Genomic DNA, 21,679 nt, shown 5'->3' on the forward strand with positions numbered 1-21,679 from the left:
ATTTGCCTAATTGTCTGACGATTTCTTATTTAAATATTAAATATCGGTAAGTTGTTTTTTGTTAGCAGCGTCTCACTTTGCTGCACTTTATTAGTGCAATGCCAGTGTATTGATATCAAATAAATCAGACAGGAAATGCGAGGGCTGTACCGCCCTCGCCTGTTTTCTTCAGCTGCCAGTACGAATCTTGTTCCACACCCGCGTGCGGATCCGGTCAATGTTCAGCGGCATCGCTTCCAGTGCGAACAGCTTGCCCATCATTTCCGGGCTCGGATAAACCTTGGTGTCGTTCTTGATCGCCGGGTCGATCAGGCTGTCGGCCTGTTCGTTGCCATTGGCGTAGTGCACGTAGTTGCTGATGCCGGCCATCACGTCGGGCTGCAGCAGGTAATTCATGAACGCGTAGCCGGCCTTCTCGTCCGGTGCGTCGGCGGGCATGGCGACCATATCAAACCAGATAGCGGCACCTTCCTTGGGAATCTCGTAGCCGATTTCGATGCCGTTCTTCGCTTCCTTGGCGCGGTTTTCCGCTTGCAGGATGTCGCCGGAGAAACCGACGGCCACGCAGATGTCGCCGTTGGCCAGATCGCTGGTGTACTTCGAGGAATGGAAGTAGCTGACATACGGCCGCACTTTCATCAGCAGCGCTTCAGCTTTCTTGTAGTCCTCAGGGTTCTTGCTGTGATGCGGCAATCCCAGGTAGTTGAGCGCCGCCGGCAGCAGTTCCGGGCCGTTGTCGAGGATCGCCACGCCGCATTTCTGCAGCTTTTCCATGTATTCGGGTTTGAAGATCAGATCCCAGGAATCCACCGGCGCGTTGTCACCCAGTACGGCCTTGACCTTGGCGACGTTGTAGCCGATGCCGGTGCTGCCCCACAGGTACGGAAAGCCGTGTTCGTTGCCCGGATCGTTGGTCTGCAAGGCCTTGAGCAACACCGGGTTGAGGTTCTTCCAGTTAGGCAGCTGGCTCTTGTCGAGCTTCTTCAGGGCCCCGCCCTCGATCTGCCGCGCCATGAAGTGGTTGGACGGAAACACCACGTCGTAACCGGATTTGCCGGTCATCAGCTTGCCGTCGAGGGTTTCGTTGCTGTCGTAGACGTCATAGGTGACGCCAATGCCGCTGGCCTTTTCGAAGTTCTTGGCGGTGTCCGGCGCGATGTAGTCGGACCAGTTGTAAACCTTGACCGTATCCGCCGCCTGAGCGAGGGAAACGGCGAGCATCAAGGGTGCGAGCGCGAGGGTCTTTCGGATCATGGATCGATTCCTGTATTGGCTATTGTTGTTGGCAGGCAATCAAAAGGATCAAAACGTCAGAAAATCAGGACATAGGTCTTGCGCACGGTTTCTTCGATGTCCCAGATCCCGAGCGTGTTGGCCGGCAACATCAGTGCGTCGCCACCTTGTATGTGCAGGGTTTCGCCGCCGTCGTCCGGGGTGAACGTGCAGCGACCGGAAATGAAATGGCAGAACTCCTGAGCGGTGATCTGCCGGCGCCAGCGACCGGGAGTGCATTCCCAGACGCCGGTTTCGACGCCGTCGTCGCGCTCGACGCTGGTGGTTGAGGCAATCGCCACCGGTGTGCCGAGCGGCACGGCCACCGGGTTGGACTCATCCAGCTGCAACGTGGCGGTGTTCTTGAATTGGGTGATGCTCATGGCGTTACCTGTCTGGTAGTAAACAACGTTTAGTGCATGAAACCTTCCATGAACCCGGCTACCTGGCTGGCAAGCTTGCGCCGCCATGGCGCGGTCGCCGGGTTGGCCAGGGTCTGGTCTTCGTGGACGAAGCTTTTGATGATCGCGTTGTAGCCGAGCCAGCGGCACGGTTCCGGCTCCCAGGCCCGCAGCGCGTGAATCCCGCCGTCGGGCAGCACCCACGGCTGATGGGTCAGCTCGGTATCGCGCTCGAGAATCAGATCCGCAAGCGTCCGCCCGCCCAGGTTGGAAGCGCCGACACCCTCCCCGCCATAGCCGCCGGACAACGCGATGCCGTTGGCCCGGTCACAGAGCATGTGCGGTTTGAAATGCCGGGACATGCCGAGGTTGCCGCCCCAGGCGTGGGTGATCTGGACGTTTTTCAGTTGCGGGAACAGCTCACCGAACAGGTAGCGGCGCAGCTCGACTTCATCACGGGTCAGGTCGAAGTTGTGCCGCAACTTGCCGGCGAACTGATAACCGCCACGGGCACCGAAGATCAGCCGGTTGTCGGCGCTGCGCTGACCGTAAGTGACCTGACGACTGAATTCGCTGAAAGCCTGGCCCCGACTGAGGCCGATGGCGTCCCAGGTCGCGGCGGACAACGGCTCGGTGGCGACGATCAGGCTCTGCACCGGTAATTGATAACGGCCTAGCGGAGGCAACGTGACCGAATAACCTTCGATGGCCGGGACGACCCAGCGGCTGCGCACGCTGGCGTTGTCGGTGCGAAGGCTGCCGGCCTGCCAATGGGTCACCGGGCTGTTTTCGTAGATCTTCACCCCCATGCTTTCAACGGTTCGCGCCAGACCGCGCACCAGTTTCGCCGGGTGAATGGTCGCCACATGTGGCGCGAAGATGCCGCCGTAAGGTTTGGCGATGCGGATCTGCTGCGCCAATTGTTCGGGGCTGAGCCAGCGGTAATCGTCGTCAGTCAGGCCCTGAGCGTGGAGTTTCTTCAGGTAATCGCGAAGACTGGCTTCCTGCTCGGGATAACGCGCGGCGCAGTACAGCACCCCGCCTTTGCGGTAATCGCAGTCGATGCCTTCGCGTTCGAGGACGACTTCTACTTCATCAGGAATGCCGTGCAACAGGTCGAACGAAGCGCGGCGTTGTTGTGGCGAGAGGCCCGCCAGCAAACGATCCTCGCCCAGCAAATTGCCCATCAACCAGCCGCCGTTGCGACCGGATGCGCCGAACCCGGCGGTTTGCGCTTCGATGATGGCGATGTTCAGGCTCGGCGCCTGTTGTTTCAGGTAGTACGCAGTCCACAGCCCGGTGTAACCGGCGCCGATGATCGCCACGTCGACGTCCAGATCCTGCGCAAGCGACGGACGCGCGGTCAGCGGCTCGTCGAGTTGATCCATCCACAAACTGATAGTGCGCCACGCCGGCATGCAAGACTCCGCCAATCCAGATTTCGATGGCGTCGATCCTAGAGGCAGAACTCAGGGATTGTCTTGCGCGCGTGTCCGCAAAGAAATTTGCTTCGCGTAGGCCTTGGGCGACTGGCCGGTGTGCTGGCGAAAGCAGCTGTAGAAAGCCGAGAGCGAATTGAAACCGGCGGCGAAAGCCAGTTCATCGATGCGCAACGGCGGCGTAGCGTTGTCCAGCGCCTGCAACAGATGTTGCAGACGCGCCTGATTGACGTAGCGGTAGAAGCTTTGCCCCAGCACCTGATTCAGCAAATAGGAAATCTGGTTGCGGCTGTAACCGCACTCCTTCGCCACTCGCTGCAGGTCGAGCTCGGGATCGAGATAAGGCTGCTGACGCTGGAAATACTGCTGCAGGTCATCGGCCATGAAGCTCAACTGACGCGGCGACAGGCCCAGACGGCTAACCGCCGGGCGCTGGCTGGTAGCCGTCGGGCTGTCGGCCTGCTCGCGCACCAGCGAAGCATATTCGTTGACCCGCCAGATCTGCCCGTCCTTGACCGTGATCGCTTCGCTGGAACGAAACGACACCAGCCCGTTGCCGCCGCGCAACGTCACTTCGTACTGAATGAAGGCGGTATTGCCGTCGATGCGGATGCGGTCGCAATGCTCCAGCGCTTCGTCGGATTCGCGCGGCATGCTGACCCGGACGTACTCGCGCAACTCGTCGAGACCAAGCACGCGGTTCTGGAAGAAATCGTTGTACTGAATGTCCGAGTGGTACAGCGCCATCACGCCATCCAGGTCCCGGTGTTTCCAGCACAGGTGATAGCGCATGACCGTTTCGGCCGTGGCCCGCGTCTGTTCCGGGCCGTCATCATCGGCGTGCATAAGGGACTCTTGGAAAAAGAACCGAGCTTGCCCAACTTCTCTCGCGGCATCAACAACCCGGACGTGATGGCACTTTGGCGACGATTGGGGTGGGCTGTGACTTACATCAAAAAAATCCGCGCAATCGCTAAATGAACTGAAAATTCTCACAGGAATTTCACATCCAGATGCTACTTTTAAAGGCAATCACCGGTTGGGCCAATGAAGGCTCTTCCCACCTACCATGAGCAAACGGAAGCGCTCGATGAAGAAGGCGGGCAACACATGAATAAAGGGTCAAGCAAGGTCACGTTCCCCAATGCCTGCCAGCTGATGCGCTGGCATTTTCATCCCATGGGTTTCGAGGCGACCATGGATGCGCCGGGCAGTCTGGTCGCGCGCCTGTTCGATCGGGCCAGCGGCGAAACCCTGATCGCCATCGCCGGCATTCCCTGTGCCACGGTGATGAACGCGGCGGATGTGGAACGAATAATCGAAGCCGTCGAGGATGAACTGGAGGCTTTTATTCCTCCGGAATCTCTCAAGAGTTACGCGTAACTAGCTGATTAGAATAATAAATCCCGCTTTGTGCGGGCTTTTTCATGGGCGTTGGATTCAGGCTGTTTTCTTTTCCGGACGATGATCGACGAAGAACGGTTTGCCTTTGGCAATCCGGTCCGAGGCCCGGGGCATGTTGACCGCCTGAGTGTCTTGCGGCTCGACATACCAGTAGCAATGGCTGACTGCGCGAGTGATACCGACATAGGCCAGGCGCAGGATTTCGTCTTTTTGCGCGCTGTCATACGGCTCGCTGTCGCCGGCCTTGCCCAGCCCGGCCATGCGATACACCTGATTCTTGTAAGGTGAACTGGTCAGGTGCTGGCAATCGCCCAGCAGAAAAACCGCGTCGGCCTGCAGGCCTTTCGCACTGTGATAGGTCAGTTGTTTCAGGCGACGGGATTCGTACGGCAAGCTCGAATCCACATTAACTACAGACTGAATATGCTGCTCTATCAACAACTTATCGCTGCTTTTTCGATAGAGCATCAGGATTGAGTCGCCCTTTCGATAGTGTTCTGCCAGGCGCTCGCCGAGTGCCTGATCGTCGCGCTCCAGTACGTTGACTGGCTGCACCGGTCTCTCCTCGCCGCTGGCTTTGGCCTTCTTGCCCGGGATCGCCGGCGCTGCCCGGACGATGTGCTCTGCCGCGTCGATGATGTGCTGATGGCTGCGATAGTTGTCGCTGAGCATCACCCGGGTCGTGCTCGGCGAAGGGAATTCCTTGTTGAACTCCATGAAGTAGCTCGGTGAACTGCCGCGCCAGCCGTAGATCGATTGCCAGTCATCACCGACGCAAAGCAGCGACGATCGCTGCGCGCCTCGTCCGACGTGCATGGCCGGGCCGCGACTGCGGATTTCCGAGAGACTGGCGCGGATCCACGAGACGATCTGCGGCGAAACGTCCTGAAACTCATCGATCATCAGGTGCGACATCGGCCTCAGCAGCTCATCGCTGAGCAGTTTGAAGTTTTCCGGTGAGTGTTCGCTGAACAGCGCAAACATCCGGTTGTAGGTCATGACCGGCGGCTTCTGATCCAGCAAATGGTCTTCCAGCGCTCGCCAGAACAGGCTCAAGGCCTCGAAGAAAAACCGGTCCGGATCGTCCTTGGCGAAACTCATGCGGCCAACGGCGTCCGGCACGTCCAGCCCCAGGTTCTCGATAAAGCCTGCGGCGGCGACAAAACAGTCGAGCAATGGCGCGGACGCGAGCTCACCTTTGACCTTGTAGTCGAAGCCCGGACCGGCGCTGACATCACCAGCCAGCGTGGCCAATAAACGCTTTGATGACTCGTAACTATCAAGCCAAATCAATGGCTTACGACAGAAAGCTTGAAACAGGGTACGCTTGACTGCCCACTCTGCACGCACCGTCAGCTTGGCGTTGGGACGGCAGACCTGCGGGTTTTCCCGAGGATCGAAACCCAATACCACCCAGGCATCCAGGCTCGGAATGTAGCCGTGGCAATGGAAGGACGCGCCGTTGATTTCGAAAGTCTGGCGGCTCGGTTCGATGCCCTTGATCGGCCAGGCGCCGGCGCGGAGCCACATGTCCTCGATCATGTCGCACAGCTCTTCGTCGCGGCGAGCCGCCAGCTCCGTTACAGCGACGCGCTTTTGCACGTCCGGGTGATCACGTTCCAGCTCTTTAAGCTGCAAGGCGTGCCGGGACAACGGCTGGATCAGTTGCGCAAAGCGCGGGTCTTCTTTGTAGAGTCGGTGGTAACAGGCGTTGAGCTGCTGGCGCTGTGCGTCGTTGATGCGTAGATCGAACGGATTGCTGTCGACGTCTTCATCTACACCCTGCGCGCGGTGGCTGAGGTTTTCGAATGCCTGCAAGCGCTCGAACCCCGGCAGACTGCGAACCATCGGCAAGATCCGCGAGTGGAAGGTGCGCACCAGATCCCGCGCGTCTTTCTGACTGAGTGCCCGGCCCCACAATACGAACAGTTCGATCAGTTTGTTGATGAAATCCTTGCGCGACTCGCGGGTGAAGGTCACCACGGTCATCGAATCGAGCTCAAAACCCAGGTAGTGAGTCAGCAGCAGGATCCGCAGTACCAGCGTGGTCGACTTGCCGGCTCCGGCGCCGGCAATCACCGAGGTTGACGGGGTATCGCTGAAAATCATCTTCCATTGCGCCACGCTCGGCTGGGCGTGCGCAGGCAGCAGGCGCGCGACGTCGGCTTTCATGCGCTTCTTCAATTCTGCGCTGAGTGGCAGGCGCCAGTCGTCGAACAGATGATTGTCGATACCCGGCGGGCGATGCTCGGTATTGCGGCTGTCGCGGATCAACAAGACCTGCCGACCCTCCTCCAGCCCATCTGCCTTGCCTTCCTTGTACCCGTAATCCACGCCGGCGGTATGCCCGCTGCGAAAACCGTCGGCCTGACCGTGCAGCCACGAAGCCCGGTGCTGGGCGCGCAATTGCGTCAGACCGTGCCCAAGGAAACGCGCCGCCAAGCGTTTGAACCAGGGCATCTCGGCCAGGGGACGAAGTTCGGGAGGAAGATCGGGGGTGTGTTGCGCCACGCTGACGGACTCCGGATGTGAGGCTGTTGAGGGCTATGGTGTCTGCATTTGCTTTTTTGTTCTAGCGAAATGCTTACAGGTCATTGGTTTAGGCGATGAATTGAAGGTGGGATGAGATGGTTTCGAGCCTTTTTCATATCAAACGATTCGATGGGAATGCCGCACTTTTTACGCTTTTTATCGATGATTGACTGATAGATGATGCCTGCCATCAATCACCGGTCTCGCTTCGTGGCTCAGGCATCACGCCCCATGACGAACCTTTTGAGGAGACGATCATGCTTGAACTCAGATCTTTCAGCTCGCTGGGCGGCGCCCATCACGGCTGGTTGGATGCCCATCACCATTTTTCGTTCGCCGAGTACTACGATCCGCAACGCATGAGCTGGGGCAACCTGCGCGTGTGGAACGACGATATCATTGCCGCCGGCACGGGCTTCCCTACTCACCCGCACCGCGACATGGAAATCATCACGTACGTGCGTGAAGGTGCGATCAGCCACCAGGACAACCTGGGCAACAAGGGCCGCACCGAGGCTGGTGACGTGCAGGTCATGAGCGCCGGCACCGGGATCGCTCACAGCGAATACAACCTGGAAGCCACGGACACCAAGATTTTCCAGATCTGGATTCTGCCGACCGAAACCGGCGCACCGCCGTCTTGGGGCGCCAAACCGTTCCCGAAAGGCGACCGCGAAGGTTTCGTGACCCTCGCCAGCGGCAAGGACGGTGACGATCAAAGCCTGCGCATCCGCGCCGACGCGCGTTTGGTGGCGGCCAATATCAAGGCCGGGGAAACCGCTGAATATCGTCTTGATGCCGGACGCCGTGCTTATCTGGTTCCCGCTACGGGTGTGATTGAAGTCAATGGCTTGCGCGCACAAGCTCGAGACGGCGTGGCGGTGGCTGATGAACAGGTGTTGACCGTCACGGCGCTGGAAGACAGCGAGATCGTGTTGGTGGATCTGGCCTGATCGGCGAATCGCGGGCACAAAAAAGGGCGACCTCAGGGTCGCCCTTTTCCGTTGTCTGGATTTATCTGGTGCTGATCGCACCGTCTACCAGGGTTTGCGCTTCGGCCACCAGTTGTTTGAGGTGGTCGTCGCCGATGAAGCTTTCGGCGTAGATCTTGTAGATGTCTTCGGTGCCCGACGGACGCGCAGCGAACCAGCCGTTTTCGGTCATCACTTTCAGACCGCCGATGGCCTGATCGTTGCCTGGAGCCTTGCTGAGAATGCTCTGGATCTTCTCGCCTGCCAGTTCGGTCGAGGTGACCTGCTCCGGCGACAGCTTGCTCAGCAGCGCTTTCTGTTCCGGGTTGGCCTTGGCGTCGACACGCACCGAGAACGGCTCGCCCAACTCATCGGTCAGTGCACGGTAGGCCTGGCTTGGGTCGCGGCCGGTACGGGCAGTCATTTCAGCAGCCAACAGGGCCGGAATCAGACCGTCCTTGTCAGTGCTCCAGACACCGCCGTCCTTGCGCAGGAACGAGGCGCCGGCACTTTCTTCGCCGCCAAAACCCAGCGAGCCGTCGAACAGGCCATCGGCAAACCATTTGAAACCGACCGGGACTTCGTACAGGCGACGGCCCAGACGCTTGGCCACGCGATCGATCAGACCGCTGCTGACCACGGTTTTACCCACGGCTGCATCGGCACGCCATTGCGGACGGTTCTGGAACAGGTAGTCGATCGACACCGCCAGGTAATTGTTCGGTGCCAGCAGGCCGCCGGACGGTGTGACGATGCCGTGACGGTCGTGGTCAGGGTCGCAGGCGAAGGCCACGTCAAAGCGCTCTTTCAGACCGATCAGGCCTTGCATGGCATGGCTGGACGATGGGTCCATGCGGATCTGCCCGTCCCAGTCGACAGTCATGAAGCGGAACGTCGAGTCGACTTCCTTGTTCACCACGTCCAGGTCCAGACGATAGTGCTCGGCAATTGCCGACCAGTAGCGCACCCCTGCTCCGCCCAGCGGATCGACGCCCAAGCGCAGTTTGGCGCCGCGAATGGCGTCGAAGTCGATGACGTTGATCAGGTCGGCCACGTAAGTGTTGACGTAGTCGTGACGGTGGGTGGTTTCGGCTTTGAGCGCCTGCTCGTAGCTGATGAGTTTGACGCCGGCCAGTTTGTTGGCCAGCAGTTCGTTGGCCTTGGCTTCGATCCACTTGGTGATGTGGGTGTCGGCCGGGCCACCGTTGGTTGGGTTGTACTTGTAGCCGCCGCTTTGTGGCGGGTTGTGCGACGGGGTGATGACGATGCCGTCGGCCAGACCGGTGGTGCGACCACGGTTGTAGCAAAGGATGGCGTGAGAAACCGCCGGGGTCGGGGTGTATTCATCGCCTTCGGCGATCATTACGGTCACGCCGTTGGCCGCCAGCACTTCCAGGGCACTTGCCCCGGCCGGGGTCGACAAAGCATGGGTGTCGATACCAACGAACAGCGGCCCGGTGATGCCCTGGGCTTCGCGATACAGGCAGATCGCCTGGCTGATGGCCAGAACGTGCCACTCGTTGAAACTCAAATCAAAGGAACTGCCCCGGTGCCCGGAGGTGCCGAACGCCACGCGCTGGGTGGAAACCGAGGCGTCGGGTTGACCGGTGTAATACGCCGTAACCAGTCGCGGGATGTCGACCAACAGTTCTGCTGGTGCCGGTTTGCCCGCAAAAGGACTGAGTGTCATGCAAAACCTCTGAAATAGAGTGGTTCAGGAAATTACACCGGAGTTTACTGGCAGTTTGTCCGGAGTGCGATGGGGTCTATTGCGTACAAGCCGAGTGTTTTCGCGCATCTGTCCGCGGAGCCAGTCGTAACGCATCCCCAAGCAGTCCGACAAGTCTTAACAACTCGTGTTCCGTGCCACCAATCGCGCTCAAACGCAGGTGCTGCGCGTGCAATCCCCTGAGACTGAACAGCTCCCCCGGTGCAATCAACACATGCTGGCGGAGCAACCGTTGAAACACGGCATCCATCGCGACCGGGCGCGCAGAATGCAACCAGATCGTCGCACCGCCATCAGGTTCGACGACTTGCAGAATGTCCCCCAGCCGATCGCGTATCAGATCGATCCATTGCGTACGACGTTCCCGGAGCAAGCGCTTGAGTACCGGCAAATGCTGGTCGACCCGCCCGCTCGCATAGAGCCGGGCAATCGCTTTCTGGCGGATCGGTGAAAGGCGAAACGAGCGCAACAGGAAGTGACGCTGCAGATCCGCGCGCCATTGCCGCGACAGGACAAAACCGTAGGGGGCTTCGACCCCGATGACTTTTTCGAACATGGAAAACACCAACAGACGGTCGGGATCCACCAGATCCCGCAGCGGCTCCCCATCGGCGTGGTCCGGCAACTCGCCATGACAATCATTTTCCAGCAACCAGGTGCCATGATTCAGGAGTAGATGTGCAATGGCCTCACGGCTGGCTGGCGGGATGCAGGTACCGTGGGGCATGTTCAATCTGGAGGACAGCAGGATCAATCGCACCCGCTCGCTTTCAAGCAGCTTCTGGAGTTTCTGCGGATCGAATGCCCCGTCTGGCTGCAGTGGCAGCTCGATCACCCGAACCTCGGCGGACTGGAACAGGCGCAGGATCATCCAGTCGCACGGCGACTCGATCACCACCGTTGCGTGGCGCAGCTCAAGGACAGCGATCAGGATCTCCAGCACCCCTCGCAGGTCGGCCCCGATGTAGACATCTTCGGCGTGCCAGCAATGCTCGGCCGATGAGGTATAGCGGGCCGCGAGCAGCCTGCGCAGCTCCAGTTCGCCGCAAGGCTGGGCCGGCGCCTGCAAGTGCCGTGGATACTGGCGCAACAGCTCTCGTTCAAGCATCAGCAAGGGACGATCGAGGGGCTGGATCGACGCCGGTTCATCGGCGCTCAATACCTGCATGCCAGTGCACCTGGCGTTGACGTAGACCGTTTCCAGCAAATCACTGCCGCGTCCGGGCGGCATGACCATCGATGTCGGTTGTGCGAAATATCCCGATTTGGCTACGGAATAGACCCGACCTTCTTTTTCCAGCAATGCGTAGGCGTATTGAATGGTCGAAATCGACACGCTTAGCCGCTCGGCCAGTTGCCGTAACGACGGCAGTCGAATCGCGCCCTCAATGCCCGGTTCGCTGATCAGTTGCGTCAGGTAACGATAAACCGCCTGATAGGCAAAATCGGATCCTCGCGACTCACTCATGGGCAGGCGCCTGCTGGCAGACCCCGTGGTCGGGCAGTAGGAACACGCTCAACCTTCCGCCGAACGGTCGCCCAATGTGACGTCATGCTCAGGCAACTCGGGCGTTTTTGCGACGTGATCGCCCATCGGGGCCGCTTCCATCGCATACAACCGGCTGATCAGTCGCAGGGGCAAGCCGCTGACATCGGTCATCCATTGCAGCACCTGCTCCGGCGCATGCAGGCCCTGCATGGCGCGGTGCAGGTCAGGCATGGCAACCAGCATTCCCGGATGACAGGTGCGCAGGAACCTCTCGAGACCGGCGCCGGCACTGATGAAGGGCGCAAACAACAGGCAAACCAGTTGCGGTTCGTTGAGGCCGAAATTCTTCTGCAGGGAGGCTGCCGCCAGCGATCGATGCTCCGCCAGATCGGACAGATTGCCGAAAGCGGATTCAAAACGTTCACAAACCTGCTCCGGGGTGTTTCTGCGGCGCATCGTCGCCAGGCATTGCTGCTGATACTCCGAGACTCCGGCCTCATAGGTGCGCCCTTCGACATAACTGGCTTGCAACCCTTTCAGGTAGGCACCGACCAGGGGATCGGCGCACTCGCCGGTGCGCGCTTCAAGCATCAGGTCGTCGGCCTGAAACCCGAGAAAATCGCTGAGCAAGGGCCACCGCTCTTCCATTTTGCCCACCACCATATCGTCGATACCGATATAGCTGGTGCGACGGCACGCTTCGAATTCGCCGAGCGGACGCCACGGCATCCGATCGTCTTGCGAGTAGAGTTCGCGATAACAATCGCCGCCGAGGCTGTCGAGCAGACTGAACAGTTCATCGAACCCGCCGCCCTTTCGCGATAATTCGCCAATCCCGACCTTGCGCACTGCCCTGTCCAGACCATCGAGAAACTGCTCCTGACGGCGCGCGTTGTCGCTGCTGATCAAGGCATCGACACCGTTACTCCATCGGGCGACCTGGCCATAGAACTCAGCGGTGGTCAGATACTGGTCATCCCACAATGTCAGATCTTCATCCCATTCACGGCGATGCCCCACCATCAGCAGGTCGAGTCTGCCGGCCTCGCGCCCTTCATCGCAGATGGGCGCCAGATGGTTGAAAGGCAGGATTTCCCGATGATCGACCATCAAAAGTTCGACTCTCGGGTCGTCATGCAGGAACAGCGCACTGAAACTGCGATGCAGGTTGTGCAACGCCGAAGCCGGTACGCCATTGCTGCGCAGGTTGGCAACCCGCAATTGAAACGTGGCCGGTGCGCGCCCGGCGATGCTCAGTTGTGCCGCCCGCAACAGGGCCAGGCTATAGCAGCAGTCCCGTGTGCCGGACTGGATCGCCAATACCTTGAATTCGCCGATGCGATCCATGCCTCCGGCAGCGACCGCCAGGCGCTGGATCAACAGCTGCAATGCCGTGCGCTCGGCACGGGAAAAGAAACTCAGCAGTCGTTGCAATACTTGCTGGTAGACATAATTCATTGCCTGATCATGGATCGTGCTCATCAGTACTTCACCCGGTATCAAAGATTTTATATCGCGCGACCACGAATGGCGGACGCACAATCACTCTTCATTAATTAATAGACGCTGAAATGCTAACACTTAAGTTTTTGTAGTTATTTGAAACAGTTGAGCGAGTGGCATTTGAGAATCAAGGACGACGCGGCTGAAAGCCCCGTCGTTGAAGGGCCTTTCGCAAGAATGAGTCTTCCTAGGAAAGTTCTTACAAGCCCCTGCACATGATGAGCACAAGAAAAAAAGAAGGGATTACATAGCAGCCCTACAAACATTAAACAAAAGTTTGAGGCGCGATGATAAACAGCCGATTGATATTGCACGAAGCAAATAGAATGCACAGACATAGCTCATTCCTTGAGATGAAAGTAATCACTCAATTATCAAGGTCTGAATGACAATTAGAAGATACAGATCGAGGGCAAAAACCAGTTCAGTTGCTGAACATCCCCAGGTGTCTGGCCCAGGGGTTTCTCGAGATCTGAAGGATTAAACGCACAAGAGTCCGTGGGGCCACGGACTCTGACAGGAAAGGTCAGGCAGGTTCGATTTGCAGGGCAACCCGCTCGCGGCATGGGCATTCGTCCATGTAGCGGTGCGCTTCGACAAACTCGTTGAACGGGAACACCCGCGTCTTGAGCGGCAGCAGCACACGGTCGGCGGTGAGCTGGTTGATATCACGCAAGGCACGCTGCACGGCGACGTGATCCTGAACGATGCCGAGCTCCGGCTTGCCGGTGAAGTTGCCGATGCAATGCACGAAGAACTGAATGTTCTTCTGGAACGCTGCGCAGGCCGGGAACGGCGTCTGGTTGCCGCCCTGCAGGCCGTACAGCACCAGGCTGCCACGGGGCGCCAGTACATCGCCGAGCAGCGACATCTGTGGCCCGCCAAGACCGTCGAACACCACGTCGACACCGCGGTTGTCGGTGATCTTGTTGATGCGCATCAACAGGTCTTCTTCTTCGGTGACGATCACTTTCTCGGCACCGAGAGACAGCAGGTACTCACGCTCTTCCGCCGTTTTGGTGGCAGCAATCACCCGCACACCCAGCGCCTTGCCCAACTGGACGAAGGACGGCCCGGCGCAGTGGCTGGCGTCGGTCACCAGGGCGAACTGCCCGGGTTTGACCCGTGCCAGATCAACGTAACCGAAATAGGCGATCAACAGCGGCGTGTAATGCACGCTGGCTTCAATCGGGCTGAGCACGTCCGGATAACGGGTCAGCGCGGTGCGCGGCAGAACGATCAGTTCGCCGTAGACCGGGTAATCATTGGGGCTCTCGGCCGGGAAGCTGGCCACCTTGTCGCCCACTGCCAGATCTTCGACGCCGTCGCCGATCGCCGTGACCACGCCGGCCATTTCATGACCGAGGCCTGAAGGCAGACGCGCCTGGGACGACGCCAGATTCTGGCGCCAGAGCGTGTCGTACCAGCTGATGCCGATCGCCTCGACACGCACCTGCACTTCGCCAGGACCTGGCTGAGCAGCCGCATGCTCTTCGCATTTGAGCACCTCGGCTGGACCAAACTTGTGAAAACGGATCGTGCGGGACATCGCAAACCTCGTCAAAGTAACCCCTAATGCCATGAACTCTATCTGGGCTTTCCAGCCAAGACTATCAGTGGCTATTAATAGTCGACATGCCTGTCATTGATTCCGCAGCATGGTCAGCATTGAGAAAATCCATGAAAAAACTGCTGCCGCCTTCTCAGTAAAGCTGAATTACCCGGTGCAGACTACCAGCCTTTCCCCGTAAGATTCATGCCGGCCATTGTTCTCATATGGTCGCTCTCGTCAAGCTTGATGACTCTGCCAGGACTCCAGATGAATCGTAATGACCTGCGTCGTGTCGACCTCAACCTGTTGATCGTGTTCGAAACGCTGATGCACGAGCGCAGCGTGACCCGTGCGGCGGAAAAGCTGTTTCTCGGCCAGCCGGCGATCAGCGCGGCGCTTTCACGCCTGCGCGGCCTGTTCGACGACCCTTTGTTTGTGCGCACCGGGCGCAGCATGGAGCCTTCCGCCCGTGCGGTGGAAATCTTCGCCCTGCTCTCCCCGGCCCTGGACTCGATTTCGACAGCCGTCAGCCGCGCAGCGGAATTCGACCCGGCGACCAGCACTTCGGTATTTCGTATCGGCCTGTCGGACGACGTCGAATTCGCGCTGCTGCCAATGCTGCTCAAACGCCTGCGCGCCGAAGCACCCGGCATCGTGCTGGTGGTGCGTCGCGTCAACTACATCCTGATGCCCGGCCTGCTCGCCTCCGGCGAAATCTCCATCGGCGTCAGCTACACCACCGACCTGCCGGCCAACGCCAAACGCAAGGTCCTGCGCCGCAGCGCACCCAAATTACTGCGCGCCGATACTGTGCCGGGACCGTTGAGCCTGGACGACTATTGCGCTCGCCCGCATGCGTTGGTGTCGTTTGCCGGTGATCTCAGTGGCTTTATTGATGAGGAGCTGGAAAAACTTGGACGCAAACGCCACGTGGTATTGGCGGTGCCGCAATTCAACGGCTTGAGTACATTGCTCGCCGGTACTGACATTGTTGCCACCGTGCCGGACTACGCAGCGGATGCGCTGACCTCGGCCGGCGGCGTTCGGGCAGAAGATCCACCGTTGCCGACGCGCACGTTTGAACTGCATATGGCGTGGCGTGGGTCGCAGGATAATGATCCGGGCGAGCGTTGGTTGCGGTCGCGGATTCAGATGTTTTTTGGCGACCCTGAGAGTCTCTAGGGGTCGTCGGGCAGGCTGTTTATCTGATCATTTTTGCCTTTCCACACACCATGGAGCTCCATTCATTTCCAGTGGATTGCTACGTTGGGGGCAAATTTGAGGGCATGCTTTGGATGGTTTGAAAAGGATGCCCCCAACCATCATTGTTGTCCTGTAGAGGGGGCCCGCAAACTGACAAGCATCTGGGCAATATCCTGACCATCACATCGTCGCAATGACAGTCTGCATTTATCGCCGTAACGGAGAAAAGCAAGGCGCGCTAGCCTGCAAATTCGCCAACACTTTCTCATACTCCAAATCTCCCTCAGCCTCTCGTGCAGGGATCACCTCGCCATGTAACTGAGCACGCAGGTCATCCCAACGGTCCAATAAAACCTGCCAGTTATGTTCATCGTAGGTCCCTCGGAAGATCACCGGATGCACATCAATGCGTGGTAGCTCCGCCGCTGGAATATCCCGCTCCAACGCTTCGTTCAGTTGGCGACTCCAGTGACTGCCCACCCGATCGACCCGGCCGATCTGCTGCTCGACCACGCCGGGATTCCATTCCGGGTGCATGAGAATCACGGTGCGGCAGGCCAGGTGCAGGTTGAGACCTTCGCGACCGACGGCCGACTGGGCCACCAGCACCCGGGGGAAGCTGTCGGGGCGATTGAAGGCCATCTGCAGCAGGCGGCGGGTGGACTGCTCGGTTCCGCCATACATCAAGCGGGCGAAGCTACCCTCCAGGTGGGCATATTCATCCTGCAGGCAGGCCAGAAGCCGCTCCCATTGCAAGGTCACTTCGTCCTGGGCGATGTCGCTGTCGTCCGCATACCGGTCGCTGGCGGCCTCCAGTAAATAGCGGAAGGCCGCGCAGACATGCTCGGGGGTCGGTGATCCGGTCTGATCGCCAGTCAGGCCGAGGATCGCCCGGGTGAACAGCGCCACGGGATGCTTCTCGGCTGCATCAGCCAGGTCCTTGTTGAGTTCGGCGTCCCTGAGGCATCCAAACATGGCCCGGGGCAGTTGCTCGTGTTGGCCCAGCCCCGCATCCAGCCACTCCAGCAGACGCCGGCGCAGTTGCTCGCGGCGCGCGCCCTGGCTGTTGTACTGGCGGGCCAGCAGGTCGGGTATCGCGGCAAGGTCCTGAGGGGACTGCAACTGACGATGGGCAACCTGTACCGCGGCCCACTCGGAATGATCATCCGTGTCATCGGCGCGGATAACGCTCTGCGGCCAGTACACACCGGCGTCCAGCCTGCGCAGCATTTCCCGGGCGTTGAGCAAGCGTACCAAGGCGCGCATGGGCGCGGTGAAGCGACCGAACACCAGGACCTTCTCCTTGCGCTCATGCACCGCTTCGATGGTGCTGATCGTGGCCAGGATCGCCGGATGCTCGAACAGGTGATGAGGTCGCTGGAGCGCCTGTGCAGCGCTCTTCAACCACCATTGCACGCGTTGCTGACGCTTTTCATCGAGCGGATTGAGTGGCTCGTCCGGCGTCGATACGGACGGTTCCACGGGTTCGTTGATCTGCCCGATCAGGTCGGCGATCCCGTGACCGTTGGCCAGGGTCAGGCGCAGGCGCTTGGCCGTGGCGTTTTCCTCCAGCCGCGACGCCACCGAGAGTGCCTCGGTCGCGCACACGGCCTGACGCCAGGGTAGCGCCAGTCGCTGAACATCCACGCTGACCGGTTTGCTGGTATTGCGATGGCTCTCCCCACGGGTGCGCTCGGTGAAGCGCAGGACGTCGGCGTCTTCGCGCTTGTCCCGGCGCAGTAGATAGGGGCGGAGCATGGTCTGGAAGGCGCTGGCCGCCGCCTCATAACGATGCCGTGCGGTGACGCTTGAGCGCCATTGGATGCGCAGGTGACGAATGGCCTGGTCAAAGTCGTCGATCACCGGCTGAAGCTGGTCGCACACGGCTTCGTCCAGCCCCAGCCGCTGGAAGGTCTGCCGCCACTGCTGGACATTCAATTCCACGGGGGTCGCAGTCAGGCACAGGCGTCGGCATTGCGCCGCGCTGGAGAGCATGCCGAGCAAGCGACTGAGGCCGCCGTCGCTGCCGCGACCTTTATGGGCTTCGTCGATCACTACCAGGTCGAACGCACCCAGGCCAATCCCGACGGTTTGCTCTAGCCAGCGTCGATAGAGGCTGCCCTTGCCGTAATCGGTATACACGTCCGGGTGAGGCCAAGGGTGCTGTGCAGTGACGTCGCTCAACCAGGTACTGGCGGGTTGCCGGGGATTTTCCTGGAGTGCAATGACGATACTGACTGCGGCACTGGTGATCCACTCATCGTATTCGCCCGAGTGCAGATAACCATTCGGATAGCAGGCTACGGTTGCCATGCGCCACTGCGCAAAAACCTCGGGGACCAGTTCCCTGCGCCAGCGCCGGGTACCCTCCCCCAGGCGCCAATTGGCGAAGGCATGGGACAGCAGCACCGTCGGCATCTCGAACCACGGGGTCTGCTCGCTGACCTCGGCGGCCCCCCAGGCTTCGAAATAACCCAGCAGCCCGCGAAGCATATCGGGCACGGCGACACCGCCGCGTTTCAACTCGTCCTGCCACTGATAGCCCAGCCCCGGCGGCGCGATGATCGCAGCGCGGCCTCCGGCCTCGTTGACCGCGCCAATCAGCTCGACGGCGATACGGGTTTTGCCCATGCCCACTTCGTCAGCCAGCACGACGCCGTGTTCGCCGATGCGCTCGGCCAGCGCCAGCACGCTGGCGCGCTGGCCCTTGTTCAGGTGCGCAGCCGCCTCACCCTTTTCGCCCGCCAGCTGCTCCTGCTCCGCCACCCGCCTGCGCAGGGCCGCCGAAACCTTCGCCCAGCTGAAATCCGTCCGTGTCATACCGCAGCCCCCAGGGGAAATGCACTGCCGAGCTTCCAATGAGCTTCGATGGTGCTTAGTGCCGACTCGTAGCGCTGGCCGTCCGGGCCATCCGCCGTTTCCGCGAAAACTGGCCTGAATGTCGGTTGACGCAGCGCGTGAAGAGGATTGAGCTCAAGTGCCATGAACTGCTGCAACAGCTCGCAGCCGGCAGCCTGGCTTAGGGACTGCTCCAGGCGGGCACACCACAGCGGCCAGTCCCGAGGCTCTAGGGCGGTCTGTTTTGCGGCGATGCTTTCGATCAGTTCCATCATCTGCCGGATCGGGTAGCGCGCTGCCTCCGCCGCAGATGCTCGGTTGCCCTGCCGCTCAGGCGGGTCCTGGGAGGGATCGAACGCACTGGGCAATTCGTCTTCGCCGGGGGGATGCGGGAATCCGTCGAGCTGCAGCCAAGCATCCTCCAGGCTGATGTCCAGCAAAGCGGTGGCGGCCAAACGGCCGAATCCGTCGAGCACCGGCACCACGGCAGTACGAGTCGCCCCGGCATCCTGCCATGCGACCCGCACCTGCCGTGGTCGCGGCCCGGACCAGGCGAAGCCCTGCCCCTCGACCCAGGCACACGCCTGCTCTGACGTGTCCAGCAGCGAGCAAGCCGGCTGCACAAGCGCGTCGGCGCTCAACCAGCCATGCTCTGGCGTCTCTGCATCCCGCCAGACCAGATAGGCCACAGGTGCCGCGGCGAATACCTCGTCGCCCACCTCAAGGTCCTGGCCCTGGCGCAGGTTTTCGGGAACACACTCCTGATCCCACTGGATCGGCAGTCGATAGCCGATCGTTTGCGGGTCGGCGCCCCCCGGCTTTGTCGGATACCAGTTCATCGGTTCAGGGGCGAAAACCACCCCGGCCTCCAGGTTGCCTTTCAAGCGCCCGGGTCCCATTGGCAGGGTGAAACCCTGTCGGGTCAGGTTGCCCGAGCCCAGGTAAAGCCAGGGGCTGGCGGTTTTTCCCGAGTGGCCGACCTCGCTGGCGCTGAAGATGAACTTGGCGTGCAAGGTGCGCCGGGGCTGCTCAGCAAACCAGGTCGGCTGGACCGCAGGTTTTACGCTGATGCCTGCCGCCGTCAAGCCTGGGACGGCATCAGCGATGCCCTGACAGCTAGCCTCGTTGACGAACAGGTCCACGCAGCTGCTCGCCGTCAACAGACGAGGCTCGCCCCCTTCACCGCGCAGGCGCCGGACGATGCTCAGCGGGACCGATGACTGCTCGTCGGCCAGGGACGATTCATAAAAACCCGAGCCCATGGCCAGGTAGTTGCGCGCGCTGCCACGGCCCGAGGCATGCAGCACCTTGGCCGGTAACTGGTCGAGCAGGGACTTCTTGCGGTTATCCAAGAAGCGCGGAGTCAAGTTAGCTGCCCATGGCTTGACCTGCTTAAGCAGGCACTTGTCCAGTTGCGCCACGGCGGCGGTCGTCAGCGAATTTGCCTGCAGCGCACGCCGGTCGTAATGGGTGCGAAGCCAGTCCAGCAGCACCCAGGCGCTGCTGATGTCCGCGCAAACCTGCCGGGTGGCGTCAGATGGCGACATCAGATCGTCGCTGTGCAAGTCCAGGCACCATGCCAAGTCGAGGCTCTGCTCCACGGTCTGCCGCGTCCAGTTGCCGGTGGACACCAGCAGGCGCAGGCACCAGGCACCGCGGGTGTCCGTGCTGCGAAACGCCAGCAACGCCACCTTGGCATGCATCAGGTTGAACGGCAGCTTGCCGTTGGCCCACGGCAGGTGCAGCAGGCCCGGAACCCCGACAGGGTCGATCTGGACCGCACGCGGATCCAGCATCAGCGCCAGAAGCGTCTGCCCGGCGTAGGCACGCTGATTGGCCTGCTGGTAGGTGAAACGTTCAAGGGCCTCGTTGAGGAAGCCCTCGTCCGCGGAAAAGCCGCACAGCCAGCCGAACTGACCGGTGAAACCCTCCGGCGCATCGAAGTGCCGAACGAGAGAAGCAGGCACCTGGCTCATGGATTCACCTCTTCGATGGCTTTGCTCGGATTTGCTGAAATGCTGGCCTGCGCCAAGCCCTGGAGATCCAGGTCCAGACGCCGCAGGCGTTCAACACGGTGGGAGATCCAGGCGGGCAGCGCTGCAGGGGCTGGCGCCTCGGCAATCTCGTCGATCACCTGGTCGCCGTCGATTGGCGAGCCTTGGTGCAGGAACGCAGCGCCGGGCACGATATCCCGGCCGCGCAGACGCAACACCCGGTCGTCGCGGCGGACCAGGTGGGTCAGCAGGCTCGCATCGTCGGGGTCCGCGCATTCGCGGCAGAAGGCCTCGGCCACGGTGTTTGTCTGCTGCGCCAGCGGATTATCAAGGAACAGGCGGGCCAGTTGCCGCAGGTGATTGAGGCGCGTGGCGATACGCTCGGGCAGGACACTGCCCAACCTGAAGCGCAGCGTGCTCAGTACTGCCAGATGCTGCTCCAGCGCATTGAGCGCATCGTAGGCCGCATCCTGAACCTGGAAGAACAACGCGCCGTAGTGCAGGTCGTTCCAGTGATCGGGTTCGATGGCATCAGGTCGCAAGCGCCAGTCGAACGCCCCCGCCGGCTCGGCGTGACGGGCGGCCAGCCATCGACGGATGGCGACGCGGCGCTCCCCTCCGCCTGCGCCGCTGTCGATACGCCGTGACAGCAACGCACGAGCGGCTTCGGGCAACCCGTGCAGCGGTGAAAGCAACTGCCGGACGCCGGGTTTCAGGTCGCCCACGGCGCGGCCTTTCAGTGCCCATTGCACCAGGGTCTCCAGCAGCGCGCCGTCATCCTCGCAGCAGGTATTGATGAACTCCCGGCCAAAGTCCGTACAGACAAAGGCATTGAAGCGTTCGCCCTGGGCACGCACCAGCCCAAGGGCCAGCAAGGCCTGGCCGGAGCCCATGCGCATCGGCTGACTGACATAAAAACCTGGCTTGCACAGGGTCTTGAAGTCAAAACCGGCCTTGCCGCGCAACTTCTCCGAACCGCGCACCCGGCTATCACCCTGGCCGTTGTCGTGGGTGAGCGCGAAATAGCACCCCAAGGCTTCGACGGCATTGGCCACGGCGATATTCGAATGCGTCATCCCGTGCCGGCGCAGGGCCCGGGCCAAGGCGACACCCAGGGTCGCCAGCAGCAATTGCTTGGCGTACCAGACAGCGCCCATGCCGGGCACGGCCCGCTCGTTGTAGTCGCGCACCGCCGCGCCGATATCGAGTGTGCGGGTGCGTCGCTCGCTACCCACGTGATCCGGGCCACACAATCCCCAGGTCATGGTCATGACGCTATCCTCTTCATCCGTGGAAAGAACGGTATTAGTGCTGGCACAAGGCCGCTGACGATAGCAAAATGCCGCAATCGC

The 21,679-nt window shown here is 60.6% G+C and carries 15 protein-coding genes; 3 read left to right on the top strand and 12 right to left on the bottom strand.

Going from position 1 to position 21,679, the window contains the following annotated elements; all coding sequences use genetic code 11:
* Nucleotides 1-168: 168 nt before the first annotated feature.
* Genes M5G18_RS15335 through M5G18_RS15350 form a run of 4 tightly spaced genes read right to left on the bottom strand, consistent with a single transcriptional unit; the run spans nt 169 to nt 3,958 of the window.
* A complete protein-coding gene (locus tag M5G18_RS15335; protein ID WP_273899461.1) occupies nt 169-1,254 on the bottom strand; it encodes a polyamine ABC transporter substrate-binding protein in 1,086 nt (361 codons plus the stop codon).
* Nucleotides 1,255-1,310: 56 nt separating this feature from the next.
* The gene (locus M5G18_RS15340) at nt 1,311-1,655 is read right to left on the bottom strand and encodes a cupin domain-containing protein (RefSeq protein WP_011334089.1); all 345 of its coding nucleotides are present in this window, start codon (nt 1,653-1,655) and stop codon (nt 1,311-1,313) included.
* 29 nt (nt 1,656-1,684) lie between these two features.
* The gene (locus M5G18_RS15345; RefSeq protein ID WP_273899460.1) at nt 1,685-3,091 is read right to left on the bottom strand and encodes an NAD(P)/FAD-dependent oxidoreductase; all 1,407 of its coding nucleotides are present in this window, start codon (nt 3,089-3,091) and stop codon (nt 1,685-1,687) included.
* Nucleotides 3,092-3,142: 51 nt separating this feature from the next.
* Nucleotides 3,143-3,958 (bottom strand): helix-turn-helix domain-containing protein, encoded by an 816-nt coding sequence (locus tag M5G18_RS15350; RefSeq protein WP_273899459.1) that lies wholly within the window; start codon nt 3,956-3,958, stop codon nt 3,143-3,145.
* 264 nt (nt 3,959-4,222) lie between these two features.
* Between M5G18_RS15350 and M5G18_RS15355 the strand changes: the two genes are divergently transcribed.
* Complete coding sequence (locus M5G18_RS15355) at nt 4,223-4,495, top strand: DUF1652 domain-containing protein (protein WP_011334086.1); 273 nt, start codon at nt 4,223-4,225, stop codon at nt 4,493-4,495.
* 57 nt (nt 4,496-4,552) lie between these two features.
* Here the strand turns inward: M5G18_RS15355 and M5G18_RS15360 are convergent, their stop codons facing one another.
* Nucleotides 4,553-7,027, bottom strand: a complete 2,475-nt coding sequence (locus tag M5G18_RS15360; protein WP_273899457.1) for a UvrD-helicase domain-containing protein — start codon at nt 7,025-7,027, stop codon at nt 4,553-4,555.
* A gap of 278 nt (nt 7,028-7,305) precedes the next feature.
* On the opposite strand from M5G18_RS15360, the gene M5G18_RS15365 reads away from it, so the two are divergent.
* Entirely contained in the window at nt 7,306-8,001 is a 696-nt protein-coding gene (locus M5G18_RS15365; RefSeq protein WP_273899456.1) for a pirin family protein, read from the top strand.
* Between the two features lie 61 nt (nt 8,002-8,062).
* Here M5G18_RS15365 and pgm read toward each other — a convergent pair whose 3' ends face one another.
* From pgm to M5G18_RS15385, 4 genes are all read right to left on the bottom strand, one after another.
* Nucleotides 8,063-9,709: a phosphoglucomutase (alpha-D-glucose-1,6-bisphosphate-dependent) gene (gene pgm / locus M5G18_RS15370; RefSeq protein ID WP_273899455.1), complete on the bottom strand. Its 1,647-nt coding sequence runs from the start codon at nt 9,707-9,709 to the stop codon at nt 8,063-8,065.
* Nucleotides 9,710-9,785: 76 nt separating this feature from the next.
* Nucleotides 9,786-11,216, bottom strand: a complete 1,431-nt coding sequence (locus M5G18_RS15375) for an aminotransferase-like domain-containing protein (RefSeq protein ID WP_273899453.1) — start codon at nt 11,214-11,216, stop codon at nt 9,786-9,788.
* A gap of 48 nt (nt 11,217-11,264) precedes the next feature.
* Nucleotides 11,265-12,719, bottom strand: a complete 1,455-nt coding sequence (locus tag M5G18_RS15380) for a hypothetical protein (RefSeq protein ID WP_273899452.1) — start codon at nt 12,717-12,719, stop codon at nt 11,265-11,267.
* 547 nt (nt 12,720-13,266) lie between these two features.
* Nucleotides 13,267-14,289, bottom strand: a complete 1,023-nt coding sequence (locus M5G18_RS15385) for a zinc-dependent alcohol dehydrogenase family protein (RefSeq protein WP_273899451.1) — start codon at nt 14,287-14,289, stop codon at nt 13,267-13,269.
* A 270-nt stretch (nt 14,290-14,559) separates the two neighbouring features.
* Between M5G18_RS15385 and M5G18_RS15390 the strand changes: the two genes are divergently transcribed.
* Nucleotides 14,560-15,474: a LysR family transcriptional regulator gene (locus tag M5G18_RS15390; RefSeq protein ID WP_273899450.1), complete on the top strand. Its 915-nt coding sequence runs from the start codon at nt 14,560-14,562 to the stop codon at nt 15,472-15,474.
* A gap of 228 nt (nt 15,475-15,702) precedes the next feature.
* Here the strand turns inward: M5G18_RS15390 and M5G18_RS15395 are convergent, their stop codons facing one another.
* Genes M5G18_RS15395 through M5G18_RS15405 form a run of 3 tightly spaced genes read right to left on the bottom strand, consistent with a single transcriptional unit; the run spans nt 15,703 to nt 21,598 of the window.
* The gene (locus tag M5G18_RS15395; RefSeq protein WP_273899449.1) at nt 15,703-18,315 is read right to left on the bottom strand and encodes a helicase-related protein; all 2,613 of its coding nucleotides are present in this window, start codon (nt 18,313-18,315) and stop codon (nt 15,703-15,705) included.
* Nucleotides 18,312-20,309 carry a phospholipase D-like domain-containing protein gene (locus tag M5G18_RS15400; protein WP_273899448.1) on the bottom strand — a complete coding sequence of 666 codons (1,998 nt, stop codon included), beginning with the start codon at nt 20,307-20,309 and terminating at the stop codon, nt 18,312-18,314. Before M5G18_RS15400 ends, M5G18_RS15395 begins: the two co-directional genes overlap by 4 nt.
* Nucleotides 20,306-21,598 (bottom strand): hypothetical protein, encoded by a 1,293-nt coding sequence (locus tag M5G18_RS15405; protein ID WP_273899446.1) that lies wholly within the window; start codon nt 21,596-21,598, stop codon nt 20,306-20,308. Before M5G18_RS15405 ends, M5G18_RS15400 begins: the two co-directional genes overlap by 4 nt.
* Nucleotides 21,599-21,679 lie beyond the last annotated feature (81 nt).

This window comes from Pseudomonas aphyarum (assembly GCF_028657055.1).
GTDB lineage: Bacteria > Pseudomonadota > Gammaproteobacteria > Pseudomonadales > Pseudomonadaceae > Aquipseudomonas > Aquipseudomonas aphyarum.